This is a genomic window from Acinetobacter sp. GD03645 (assembly GCF_029845285.1).
Classification (GTDB): domain Bacteria; phylum Pseudomonadota; class Gammaproteobacteria; order Pseudomonadales; family Moraxellaceae; genus Acinetobacter; species Acinetobacter corruptisaponis.
In genome coordinates this window covers 25,391-38,382 of sequence record NZ_JAOCLL010000024.1, presented here as the reverse complement: position 1 = coordinate 38,382, position 12,992 = coordinate 25,391, and the positions used below count along the sequence as shown (strand labels likewise).

Below are 12,992 nucleotides of genomic sequence, written 5' to 3'. Positions count from 1 at the left end.
GGGAAGATGGCCCTAAAAGCTACTGTTCGGTTGGGTTAAAAATTCAAGTTCCTCTGCGGTTGAGCTTCGTCCTAAAATCGCATTGCGATGTGGATAGCGCCCAAAACGGTCAATAATCAGCTTATGCTTTTTCTCAAAGCTGAGATTGATTTCATTGCCCAGTCGTTGAAACAGCTTGAGTGCAAACTCATGTATGAGCTTTGATTCACTGTGCATAAACGGCATATACAGGAACGAACGCTGTTCAGGACTGAGCTGGGCATCCAGTTGCAGGCTGATCGCCTCCTGTGCCAGCATCAGTGCCATGCTGTCCTGGGCAAAGGCGTGTGGCTGGTCGCGATACAGGTTTCGGGAGAATTGATCCAGCACAATAATTTCGGCCAAGCGTCCCTCAGCGGTCTTGCGCCATGACCACAGTTCGGCCTGTGTGGCCTGATGATGAATTGCTTGAAAACGCTCACGAATTTTTGCATCAAATTCATCACTTTTGGCGAACCAGAGTGAACGGTGGTCAGGATCGAACCAGAAATCAAGAATGTCTTGCGCTTGCATGGGTGGGTATCCATCGGAAGATTTATTTTTAATAAAATCACAATTTCAGCGTGTTTTATATAATCGGATTGTGTTAAAAATTGCCAGGCTAAACCAATACAATCAGGTGACTAGGCCATAATTGTCGTTATAATTGGCTGAGTCGAAAGGATGGGTATTATTCAAATCCCAATCCACTCGACAAAGTCGTTGCCATTACGTTGGTCGGCTGATCTTGAACAAGCGAGCATATATATGAATCAACCCAGCACACTTTCCTCCTCTGTGATACCAACGTGGGTAGATGCCTCGCTATTCAAGGGGATGCTGCGTGGTATAGAGCGTGAAAGTTTGCGTATGCAAAGCAATGGATTTTTATCACAAAAAAACCATCCAAAAGCTTTGGGCTCGGCACTGACCCATCCACATATCACCACAGATTACTCCGAAGCGTTGATGGAGTTCATCACCACACCGCAAACCAGCATTGCCGCCGCGTTAAATGAACTCAGGGATATTCACAGTGTTGTGCATCAGCAACTGGAAGATGGTGAACGCTTATGGCCACTGTCAATGCCTTGCATGCTGGATGACAATGAGGAAAATATTAAGCTGGCGCAGTATGGCACATCGAATATCGGTCGTTTTAAAACGCTGTACCGCCGTGGTTTGGGTGTGCGCTATGGTCGCCGTATGCAGACCATTTCAGGGGTGCACTACAACCTGTCTTTTCCAGACCAGCTATTTGCCAGCTTGCAGCAACATGAAAGCAATCCAGAATTAAAACAACTCAGTCCGCAAGATTACCGTAGCCACCGCTATTTTGGCCTGATTCGCAACTTTATCCGACTTACTCCATTGGTTATGTATCTGTTGGGAGCAAGCCCATCGGTCTGCCGCTGTTTCCTGACAGGCCGTGAGCATCATCTACAGCCACTGGTCAAGGGCACCTTATATTTACCTGAGGCAACCGCATTACGCATGGGGCGCTTAGGATACCAAAATTCAGCACAAAAAGAATTGGGCATTCATTATAACGATCTACACGATTATCTTGATGGCTTACAAAAAGCGGTGCATACCCCTTATCCTGAATTTACCAATTTAGGTCTGGATGATGAGAATGGTGAACCGATTCAGATCAATGACCATGTGCTGCAAATTGAAAATGAATACTACAGTCTGGTCCGTCCAAAACAGGTGCCTCAGGCGGGTGAAACCCCATCACAGGCATTAAAAGACCGTGGTGTGGGCTATGTTGAACTTCGTGCCGTCGATGTCAACCCGTATAGCCCAATTGGTATTGATGAAACCACGGCAGGCTTTCTGGAAAGTCTGGCGCTCTACTGTTTATTGAATGAAAGTCCTGATTTATTTGCCGATGAACAGGAACAGATTGATCAAAACCAGATTGAAGTGGTCAATCGTGGACGTGCCGCCGATGCCAAAATTGTAGCGGGACAGACCACAGTACCATTTCAGGATTGGGCACAGCGTCATTTAAATGCGATTCAGGCCTGTGCGGTCATACTTGACCAAACAGATGGTACACAGCTTTATCAGGATGCTGTTCAGGTGATGCAGCAACGTTTAAACCATGTTGAACAGACACTGTCCGCGCACGTGATCGAGGATACGCTACAACATGGTGGTACGTGGAACTTTGGTAGCATGATGGCGCAGCAGCATGTCAACAGTTATGATCAACACCCATTAAGTGTGGAAAGACAACAGTATTTTGAACAGTTGGCGCAAACTTCATTGCAAAAACAGTCGCAACTTGAACAAGATCACCACATGAGTTTCGGACAATATCTTGCACAATATCGCTAATATTTTAGAGGATTTCCCATGCGATGGAATTACCGTTTAGTCAGTGCTGTGCTGGTGTTGGCTAGCATTATTGGTATCTCATTTGCGTTGTACCTAGAGCATGTGCAGGGGCTGGAACCGTGTCCACTGTGTATTTTCCAGCGTATTGGCCTGATTGGGATGGGTTTGATTGCACTGATTGCATTTATCCATAACCCAATTTCAAACGCCTTTAAACGTTTTTATGCGTTGCTGGCAACCTTGTCGATTGGCTGGTCGGTTGGCGTGGCAGCCCGTCATGTATGGCTACAGCACTTGCCACCCGACAAGGTGCCGAGCTGTGGCCCAGGTCTGGACTATCTGGTGGATGCCCTGCCAATGAAAGCGGTGTTTAAGGAAGTCCTTTCAGGATCGGGTGAATGTGCTGCAATTGACTGGACTTTTCTAGGTCAGTCCCTGCCTGTATGGTCGCTGTTCTATTTCAGCCTGATTCTACTGATCTGCTTATTGCAGTTGTTTAGAAAGTATCCTGTTGTCCAAAAATAAAACAGAATCTTCACCTTAAATAAGGCCCTAAACACTACTGATGTTTAGGGCCTTATTTTGTCAGTAAATAAACAAAAATGTAATTTTTTGCTAAAAATGGTCAGGGTTTTATAGACAGGAGTGTCTGTTTTTTTATAAAGTGCAGCCGATTCTTTGTACCATGATTATAAAAATGCTTTTTAATATTTTTAATGTATTAGAAAAAATGGGGCTAAGCGCACAAAAACGTGCTGTACACGTACAATTTTCTAATCAAATTCTAAATAGTCAGGTTTTCTTACAACGCATTGAGGGCCAACACCAGTTGAATACAGGACTGGATGTTGAGTTGATCTGTTTATCCACCAACGCCCATATTGCGCTTAAACAATTCATTGGGGTTCAAGTTGCAGTCGATCAGGTGACTGACTCAGGTCAATTGTTCCGCACCACGGGCATGATTACTGAGGCCAGCTATGGTCAAAGTGATGGGGCGCTGACCTTATATAAACTGATCATGAAAGATGCGACAAGCTTATGGCATAAACGCCGTAATAGCCGTGTTTTCATGAACAAGAGTGTCATTGAGGTCACTGAGGTTATATTTAAGGAATGGCAGGAAAAAAGTCCACTTTTTGCTGCAAGCCTGGGTCTGGATCTGAACGGGTTAAGCCAGGACTATGACATTCGTCCGTTTATCATGCAACATAATGAATCGGACTATGATTTCCTGACCCGTTTATGGCGTAGTGAAAGCATCAACTGGCTGGTCGATGAAGCCCAACTGTTTGTTCCCCATTTTAGCCTACCTGTACAGCCACAGAAACTTCGACTGATTGATGACAACAGTCAATATCAGGCTTTGCCGCGCCGCTCTATTCGCTACCATCGGAGTAGTGCGACAGAGCAACAGGACAGCATTACAGGCTTTATTGCCGTGCGTCATTTGCAACCCACCGCGGTGCATGTGCAGCGTTGGCAACCAGATGGGCTTGCGCAGGAAGAAGGTGCAGGGGCAGTTGCCACCACCCATATCCATTCAGAGCAGTTTGATTCAGCCAGCCTGAGTCTTGAGCAGGCTTGGCATATCAGTCCCGCATGGATGCAGGACCTGAATGGAGAAGATAACGCAACGGCTTCAGGCCATCACCAACTGGAAAAACTGAACCAGCAATTCAATGATCACCATGCCAGTCAGGCTAAATACTTTAAGGCCTATAGCAGTGTGCGTGACACACAGGTTGGGTACTGGTTTAGCTTGCAGGACCACCCTGAAATCAGCCAGCATGAGGGGGCTGATCAGGAATTTCTGATTACAGGTAAGCATTTCTATAACCAGAATAATTTACCCAAAGATCTCCAGCAACAGGTTGGTCAGCTTTTGACTCAAAGTCGTTGGGATAAACATGGCGATAATAATGCTGAGCGACAGGGTAATGAACTGACCCTGATTCGCCGCCACATCAAGACAGTGCCTGAATATGATCCACAACAGCATCGTCCAGTTGCCTATCCCCAGCGTGCCAAGGTGGTGGGCCCAGAGGGCGAAACCATCCATGTGGATAAATGGGGGAGAATCAAGGTCCGTTTCTTATTCACCCAAGCTGATGATCATGGGCATGATGGCGGGGCTGGCAGCAATGACAACGACACAGATTCAGCATGGATCGATGTGCTGACTCCTTGGGCGGGTGAGGGCTATGGCGCACGCTTCCTACCGCGTATTGGTGAGGTTGTGGTCATCGACTTTTTTGATGGCAACATTGACCGTCCTTTTGTTACAGGTCGAATCCATGAGGCACAACGCTCTCCGACTAAATTTGATGTGAAAGGACAACTGCCAGACACCAAAAAACTCAGTGGCATCCGCAGTCAGGAGGTCAATGGCAGTGGTTTTAACCAACTACGATTTGACGATACCACAGGCCAGATCAGTACCCAACTGCAAAGCAGCCATGCGGCAACACAGCTGAACATGGGCAACCTTAGCCATCCCAAGGAACAGGCAACCAGTAATGGTCGTGGTGAGGGCTTTGAGCTTAGAACCGATGCTTGGGGGGCGGTGCGGGCTGGTAAGGGAATGCTGATTAGTACCTATGCGCAGGAACAGGCCATTGCTGACCATCTGGAGGCAGCTCAGGCGCAGTCTCTACTGTCACAGGGTTACGAAAGCATGAAAATGCTGAGTGAGATCGCTGCAAAACAGCAGACTGATGCATTAAATGTGATTAACCGCTTGCCGAAGTTTATCCAGTCACTTGAATTAAAAACCACAGGACAGGCATTGGACAGCACGCTGAATCTGTTTAAAGAAAGCGTGAATAAAGATCCAATCCATGCATTAAAGGATTGTGGAGGTTTTATTGAGGATATTGGTGCACTGGGTGGAGATACGAAAGGAATCGCGGACGAGTTCAATGCCTTTTTTAATAATGCCAAAGATGCGGTTGAGAACCTGAAAGAGTTTATCGAAAACGTTGAAGAACACGGCACAGATACTGTCAAGGGCAAGCTTGCAAGTATCAAGGATCGAATTTTCCAAAATCCGTTTGAAAGCATTAAGGAAGTTGGAAACGTTCTGGCCAATGTGGAAATTAAAGACTTTGACTTGATGAGTTCGTGTGGAACATTTAACAAGGGAAATAAATTAGAGGTTACCCCCTCAAAAGCGTTGAGTTCCCTACAGGGATTTATGGAGGGATATACACAAGGTCTGGAAAGCAGCTCAGATACCAAGCAGCAAGAACAGGGTAAAATCTTTAGACAGGCCTTGATGCTACTGGCATCCCCAAATGGCATTGCCCTAACTACCCCTGAAAACATCATCTTGCAGGCCTCACAGGACATCGCGGAAAGTGCCAGTGGTTCGATTAACCTGAGTGCGCAAAAGAATATCATAGGCCATGCCCAGGACAAGATTAGTCTGTTCGCCGCCCAAAAGGGTTTCAGGGCTTATGCGGCAAAAGGGAAGCTGGAGCTTCAGGCGCAGGATGATGCCATTGAAGCAATTGCCAGAAAAGTGATTAAACTCATATCTACTGAAGAAAAGATTGAAATCACCAGTCCAAAAGAGATTGTGTTAACTGCAGGGGGCTCTCAGCTCAAGATTAATGCAGAGGGTGTATTTTCAACAACAGGTGGTAAGTTTGAATGTAAGGCAGGACAGCATTTGTTTACTGCGGGGGCAACAGTAAATGCGGAGTTACCAAAGATGCCTGAGAGTGGAATATTTAGTCGTAGGTTTGATTTTAGTGGATTAATTAATCCTGATCTTCTAAAAGATGGGTTTAAATATAAAGTTATTAATCATGCAAAGAAAACAGAATATATTGGCTTTCTTGACCAGTCTGCAAGAACAGGAAGGGTATTTAGTGATAATCCAGATAATGTTGAAATTCTTTTACTAGGTAAAAATGATGACATTTCAGATAAGTTACAACTTGTGGAAGAATCAATCACTGAAAGTCAAGGACATGGTTCAGATGAGGCGTGTTGCGGTGGTGATGACTATAATCATGACCATGATAGTAATGAATATGTCGAGGATACTGATTTAAAAGCAGATTTTGAAAGTTTTGGACTTAAGGATTAGTTTAATCATGAAGACTATAAAGCTAATGGTTGGCGCATGTATTTTGCTAAATAGTATAAATTTACATGCAGAAAGTGCCAAAGAATGTATGAAATATTGGAGTGAACCAGCAGTACAGGTGACTGTATTACAAGATGTTCAATGTCCAGATATTTGGGAGGATAAATTTAGTGATAATAATAGGCTGGTAATTAAAAAATTAGGTCTTAATCGACAAGATAATAATTGGATGTCTACAGGGGCATGTAAAAAGGTTAAGTATAATAGTGATATATATTTTGTTTATAAGGCTTTTTTAAAAAATAATAAAACAAACTTAATTATACTATATAATAATAAAGATAGTTTTGCATATTTAAGAAAATTAGATCTATCAAAATTTAAAAATGGATATACTGAACAAGATATTGTTGATGTTAATTTGACATGCACTAAGGTTGGTAAGGGTACTAGTATGGTTTCTATATTAAATAGTTATATTTTAAAAGATACAAATATAAAAGATATCTCTAAGTATAGTATTTCGGATTGGTATTAGTAATGGAAAAGACAATAAAATTCCAGGATGGTACAGTACAAGATTTCTGTCTAAATAGGAATGGGTTTATAGAAGCTGTGAGTTATAAAGAGTCTAGTGCTAAATTAAAACTCAGTATTAATCATTCTGATAATTTAAAAGCAGCTAGTGCCAAAAGTAGCGGTGGGCATCGTGGTTTTTTTCAAATGGGAGAATCTGCATTGTTTGAAACGGGATATTATTTGGGAGATACTGGTATTGATTTTAGGAAATTAGACTCTAAAAAAGAAAAAGATCAGATCAAAATTATTCAAAATACATTTAATAAAAATGATTGGAGAGGGAAATGGACAGGAAAGAATGGAATAACTTCTCTTCATGACTTTATTGCAAAACCAGAATTACAATTAATGGCGGTAAGTGATTGGATTAACTACCTATGTGAGCGTATGCGGAAACTAGACTTTAATCAATACTATGGGCAAATTATCAATGGAGTGGAAGTAACTGAATCTGGAGCAATTGCTAGTGCTCATTTAATGGGCGAAGGAGGGTTGGCAACCTTTCTTGGTTCTCCGATATTCAAGCAAAAATATCCTGTATCTGATGGGAATGGCACACATATTTCTTTATATTTATCAATGTTTGGTGGTTTCGATTTAGAGAGTTGCTGTAAAAGAAAAATCTATATTACTTTAAAAGATAGTTCAGGGTTAGAGTTAAAAAATAAAGAGGTAACTATCGTTTCTCAAAATAATGGTAAGTACATTTCTGGGGAAACAAGAGTTAACGTTAAGAGTGATGATAAGGGCAATTTACCAGTCATTGTTAGAAATCCAAATACTGAAATAAAAATTGTTGCTGATGGAAAGGAATCTAATACAATTGTACAAAAGGCTAATGAGAAACAGAAAGCAACGTTAAGTGATTTTAAAATTTCAAGTTATTCAGCAACTTTGGAAAAGGAAAGTACCCCTCAACCGAAACCTCAAGTTAATAAAACACCACAAGAAGTAAGAAATGAGCAGGTAGAATCTGCTATACCTCAAGAAGCTGAATCAATGTCAGTATCTAAAGACGTTAACTTTAATATTCAAATAGTAGAAGGAGATACGGGCAAAGCTATTTCAAATATGAATTTTTTCCTTACTTATAAGGGAAACATCAAAAAACATACAGCAGATAATACTGGTATAAAAAAAGGAATTATTGCAGAAGAGGGGCAGGATATAGAAGTCTCAGTTGAAGGAGATGGCAATAAACAGGTGATACACCACTTTCAAGTAACTTCTGCACTAAAAAATCAAATGGTAAAAGTTCGTTTACCTGTACATAGCTTTAACATATCTGTTACGCAAGATGGTAAAAAAGTTCCTAATACCATATTTAGTCTTTTTTATAGGGGAAGAGAAATACCAAAAAGGACCAATGCTTCTGGTGTAATCAAGATTCGCATGTTAACAGGCTTTGTTTTTGGATTTGGTATAAAAGGAAAAAGTTTAGTTTTAAGTCGTGTTGAAAAATCAAGCCCAACTAAGCCCTTTACAGTAAATGGTAGCGCTGTTCGAGCATCAAAATTATACGAAGTCGCAGATGCAAAACGTAAAGAGGCCGAAAGTCTAAAAAAGCAACAACAGAAAGACGCTCAAGAAAAGAAAGCAAAAGAAGAAGCTGAAAAAGCAAAAACTGATGTGGATAAAACGAATCAAACGAAGCAGAACAATACTTATACTGAAAATAGTGGAAAGCCATTAACAATAATAAGTGATCAATCACCTCCAACAAGTGATACGACCCGGTATCATATTTATCATGATGGAAAAATCAAAAGAGAGAATAAAGCAGCAACAGGTTTTGCTGAGTTTATTTATTATGATCAGAATGGTAAAACTCATAATTTAGGAAAATCAAATTTTAATATAGCAAATAGATGGGTCAGTAAAGGAAAAAAAGGCACAGGCTCAGTATACTTGATTGATCAAAGAAAACATAAGCAATATAAAATGGGAAATATTGGTTATTTATGGCGAATTGATAGCGATGATGGAAGATATTATCTTTCTGGTACAGCTTTATCAGCTGTATTAGGTGCTATGTGTAGCCTAGGATATGCTGAGTATACAGGTTCAGGATTCAGTTGCCGAGATGGATCACCTGGAGATAGTGTTTCACATTTAAATGGAGAAAATGGTGACTTTAGATATATTGCAATTAATAACAGGCATATGAGTGAGTTAACATACACTAGTCATAAGCATTTTGATTGGGATAAGAATGTAAGTTTTGTAAATGCATTATATAAATTTGGATATAAATTATTTGGTTCCAATCCTGTTAAGATTAAAGAAAATATGTTGTTACCACATTCTAAGAGCTGGAGTGGTCATCATAACCATGTGCATTTGCACGATTTTAACCCTAATGTAGAGGATATATAATGGTTTTTTTAGGGGATTCTAAGAAGCTAAAATTTTTAAATTTGGTATGCTATTGTTTATTGTTATCTGCATGCAATATCGTTGAAAAAGATGAAAAGTTTATAAGAGGTTTTACTCAAAATGGTTTTGAAAATTTTAAAATTGGAGATGGAACCCAGAATTTAAAAGAAGTTGAAGACAGTCGTATAGGTGATTGTTTTATTGCAAAAGATACTAAAAATGATGATGTTGAGTTTCAAATAATAAATAATAAAATTGCAATCATTTCATCTATGGATAGTATGAGAGCATCTTATAATGGCATTAAGATAGGAGATTTAGAAAGAAAAATATATGAAAAATATAATAAAAAAGATCTGGATAAGAGAAGAAATCCTTATGGTGATTCTAAAAAAGATTATTCCCTTATCGATTGGAGTAATAACACTAAAAAACTAGGAACACGTTATGATATTGAAAATGGGTATATTGTAGGTATTAAAGTTGGAGATAATAATTTAACTTTAATGGAGGGTTGTGCTTAATAGGAAATATAAAAGTAATAAACGAACACATTTGAGTGGAACACATGGTTTAGGGAAAAAAGTTCATAAGGGTATTATAAATGAAGCCATTAAAATTATTGTCTTTGAATCCAATAAAGAAAGGGTTATTTTTGATGGAAAAATTGAAAAAAACATGAAAACAATTGAATTAAAAATCAAGAAAATAGAAGTTGCAAGTGTTGAAAGGGGACAGGTGTTATTTGGTGGTGTAAATGAAGAATGGAGACGTACAATTGTTTCTGAAAAGACCAAGAAAGTTTTAGCTTATTTAGCAAAAGAGGCTGGCATGAATAAAATATATCACGAGTACAATTCGTACTCCAGAAGCACAAGTAAATGCAATGTATAATCAGAATATTAAATATATGCCTCCAGGTGAGGCAGTTAAAGCAGTTAGAGATACTTATAAAGCACAGAAAATGTCCAAAGAACAGACGATTAAAAAGATGGTTGAAAAAATAATTGAATTACAAGATAAAACCCAAGTGGTTTCTAGACATTGTGTATCAAAAGCGAGTTATAACAAAAGAAATGTAGTTGATATAGGGTTAAATAGTAATGGTTTTGGTAGTAATACAAAGTTAAGCATTTTAGGGGGATAGTTTAAAAAAGCTTGTAATGAAGCTAAAGATAAGGGAATTATATCTGGTTTTATTTCTGGAGATACTCCTGGTGAGGGCGCAATGCATATAGAGATAGTTCAATGAAAGAGATGATATTACTAACAATAATTATTTTAATTATTGGATGCTCGAATACCTCGAATACCTCGAATACCTCGAATACCTCGAATACCTCGAATACCTCGAATACCTCGAATACCTCGAATACCTCGAATAATGATACTTTTTATGCCTTTAAAATATGTGATATAAATAATCAATGTATTATTAATAAGGAGCGAAGTGATAAAGGGAAATATTTATTGGAGAATTTTGAACCGCCTAATGATGAGTTTTATTTAAGGAAAAAATGGGGAATATACTCTTTACTATAAAAATATTTATAGTGAGGATGTTTTAATGGGGTGGGCAAACTCTAAAGTTGTTTTTGATGGTGGAAAAGGTTTAATTTTAGAATTAAATAAGATATTTTTAACTATAGGAGGAATTGATTTTTTAATGGGTGACAATTCAAACCAAGTGCAATCAAAAAATTATAGAAAATGAATTTATTTTTTAGATGATAACTATGATAAAAATCCATACTATCAAAAACAAATAGTTAAGTTTGTAAAAAACAAAGATAATACTCTTCTACTAGATTGTAAAAGTTATATGCAGAATAAAACTGTGGAAGATAAACTCAGTGGTATTTTTTATAATGTATGTTCTGATAAGAGTAAGGTTTTTTTTAAAAGGATAGAGAACTTATAAAAACTGTAATGGTCAAGAAAAATTAGACAGAATTTAGAGGGTTGATTAAAAACGTCTTTAAAAATTGAGTATAAAGAAATACCTGCTAAATTTAATAAACCTCAAAAAGGAGATATCTATATAATTACTAAGACAGTAGTCCATAAATATGGTCATATTGCAGGATATGATGGAACACAATGGATTTCAAATTTTAAGCAAAAAAGCCAAGTTGTCTATAGAGATAAAGTAAATTATAGATATTTTAGAGTTCAGTAATATTAATTTGGAGATGGCAATGAAATTTAAGTTATTTGTGTTTTTATCCTTAGGGATTTTATCTGGGTGTATTAAGTGCAAAGAGTGATGAGAAGTGTTTTACTGATTCAAAAATTTTATTAACAAGTCTATATAATTATTTCACCGTAGGTGGAAGTAATGTTGTTGAAAGTTTTGATAAGAAAACAATAGCAAGATTTTTCTCTAATCAGATTGCTAACTTACTGATGAGTGATTATAAATGTCGAAAAATAAATGGTGGAGTGTGTAAAATAGAATTTAATATATTAAATAATTCTCAAGACGATATCGGTAAGTTTAAAATATTACAAGCAACAAATAATATTGTTACAGTAAAATTTGAAACACCAACACATGGAGAATTTATTGATTTTTCTATAGAAAATAAAGGTGAATGTAAATTTGTTAAAAATATAAAATATAATGATTCAAATTTATTAGATATTTTGAGTAAATGATATGAAAATAATTTTTTTTGTTAATTTTGTTAGTGCCATTTTTCGTGCAAGCAAAAAATTCTTCTTGGTATGGGAATTACAGTTATTATACTTCGGAAGAGCTAGGTACTGGGAATATTGCGACAAAAGAAATTAATTTATTATTAACATCAAAAAAATGTCAGTTCTCAATAGCAGGTTTTCAAGTTGATAATAATTATAATTGTAAGGCTATAGAGTCAAAAAAATGGCTGTATATTAAGGATGTTAAAAGTGGAAAATTATTGGGAAAGATTGAGTTTAGAAAAAATAAATACTATATTTATTCTGATGATGTCTTAGATTTAAATAAAAATATTTTATATAAAAATAAGTTATAGTTGGGCTAGGATGAATATAATTGTTAATAATAAAAATAAGTTAGTTCTTTAGACTAATCCTATATATTAGTCTCTAGGTAGCTATAACTCTATTGGAAGTGGGGATAGCTCTGACTATGTAAAATCGAAAAACTATAAGAAAGATATGTATTTTATTAATGATTATATAATGGATATTTGTTTAAACAATATCAAAAATAACTTTTCTAAAACAGGAGGATGGGATATTGTTAGTTGATTGTAAGGCTTATATGAGAGACTTAGATCAAAATAATAATTACTCAGGAATGTTTTATGGAGTATGTATTGATAAAGAAAAAGTATTTTTTAGGAAAATTTCTTAGTCTAATGATGATCTTGGTTAATTCTAGTAATGAATTTAATGAAAAAATATAATACTATTCAGTGTCTATAAATAGCATACACTGTTATGAAAAATTTTATAAGCGCTTTAATTGCATATAGTGATAAAATAAGGATAGTTCAATCATGAACTAAGTGTAATGCATAGAGAAGTACATGCACAACAATTTACTGTTACAAGTGAATTTTCAGCAGTA

12 protein-coding genes are annotated in these 12,992 nt (G+C 37.4%); 11 read left to right on the top strand and 1 reads right to left on the bottom strand.

Annotated features, from left to right (window positions below; translation table 11 throughout):
- Nucleotides 1-12 precede the first annotated feature (12 nt).
- The gene (locus N5J47_RS16190) at nucleotides 13-552 is read right to left on the bottom strand and encodes a DUF924 family protein (protein ID WP_267981313.1); all 540 of its coding nucleotides are present in this window, start codon (nucleotides 550-552) and stop codon (nucleotides 13-15) included.
- Nucleotides 553-786: 234 nt separating this feature from the next.
- On the opposite strand from N5J47_RS16190, the gene gshA reads away from it, so the two are divergent.
- The 11 genes from gshA (at nucleotide 787) to N5J47_RS16135 (ending at nucleotide 12,432) form a co-directional block, all read left to right on the top strand.
- Complete coding sequence (gene gshA, locus N5J47_RS16185) at nucleotides 787-2,364, top strand: glutamate--cysteine ligase (protein WP_279960886.1); 1,578 nt, start codon at nucleotides 787-789, stop codon at nucleotides 2,362-2,364.
- Between the two features lie 18 nt (nucleotides 2,365-2,382).
- Entirely contained in the window at nucleotides 2,383-2,889 is a 507-nt protein-coding gene (locus tag N5J47_RS16180; protein ID WP_279960887.1) for a disulfide bond formation protein B, read from the top strand.
- 172 nt (nucleotides 2,890-3,061) lie between these two features.
- On the top strand, nucleotides 3,062-6,460 hold the full coding sequence (locus N5J47_RS16175) for a type VI secretion system Vgr family protein (protein ID WP_279960888.1): 3,399 nt from the start codon (nucleotides 3,062-3,064) through the stop codon (nucleotides 6,458-6,460).
- Between the two features lie 7 nt (nucleotides 6,461-6,467).
- Nucleotides 6,468-6,998, top strand: a complete 531-nt coding sequence (locus N5J47_RS16170; protein WP_279960889.1) for a hypothetical protein — start codon at nucleotides 6,468-6,470, stop codon at nucleotides 6,996-6,998.
- 2 nt (nucleotides 6,999-7,000) lie between these two features.
- The gene (locus N5J47_RS16165; protein ID WP_279960890.1) at nucleotides 7,001-9,415 is read left to right on the top strand and encodes a hypothetical protein; all 2,415 of its coding nucleotides are present in this window, start codon (nucleotides 7,001-7,003) and stop codon (nucleotides 9,413-9,415) included.
- Nucleotides 9,415-9,939 (top strand): hypothetical protein, encoded by a 525-nt coding sequence (locus N5J47_RS16160; RefSeq protein WP_279960892.1) that lies wholly within the window; start codon nucleotides 9,415-9,417, stop codon nucleotides 9,937-9,939. The genes N5J47_RS16165 and N5J47_RS16160 overlap by 1 nt, the downstream gene beginning before the upstream one ends.
- A gap of 31 nt (nucleotides 9,940-9,970) precedes the next feature.
- Nucleotides 9,971-10,309 (top strand): hypothetical protein, encoded by a 339-nt coding sequence (locus N5J47_RS16155; RefSeq protein WP_279960893.1) that lies wholly within the window; start codon nucleotides 9,971-9,973, stop codon nucleotides 10,307-10,309.
- Entirely contained in the window at nucleotides 10,302-10,562 is a 261-nt protein-coding gene (locus N5J47_RS16150) for a hypothetical protein (RefSeq protein WP_279960894.1), read from the top strand. The genes N5J47_RS16155 and N5J47_RS16150 overlap by 8 nt, the downstream gene beginning before the upstream one ends.
- Before the next feature lie 420 nt (nucleotides 10,563-10,982).
- Nucleotides 10,983-11,129 (top strand): hypothetical protein, encoded by a 147-nt coding sequence (locus N5J47_RS16145; protein WP_279960896.1) that lies wholly within the window; start codon nucleotides 10,983-10,985, stop codon nucleotides 11,127-11,129.
- 692 nt (nucleotides 11,130-11,821) lie between these two features.
- Nucleotides 11,822-12,073, top strand: a complete 252-nt coding sequence (locus N5J47_RS16140; protein ID WP_279960897.1) for a hypothetical protein — start codon at nucleotides 11,822-11,824, stop codon at nucleotides 12,071-12,073.
- Between the two features lie 44 nt (nucleotides 12,074-12,117).
- Nucleotides 12,118-12,432, top strand: coding sequence for a DUF5991 domain-containing protein (locus N5J47_RS16135; protein ID WP_279960898.1), 315 nt, complete (start codon nucleotides 12,118-12,120; stop codon nucleotides 12,430-12,432).
- Nucleotides 12,433-12,992: the final 560 nt, after the last annotated feature.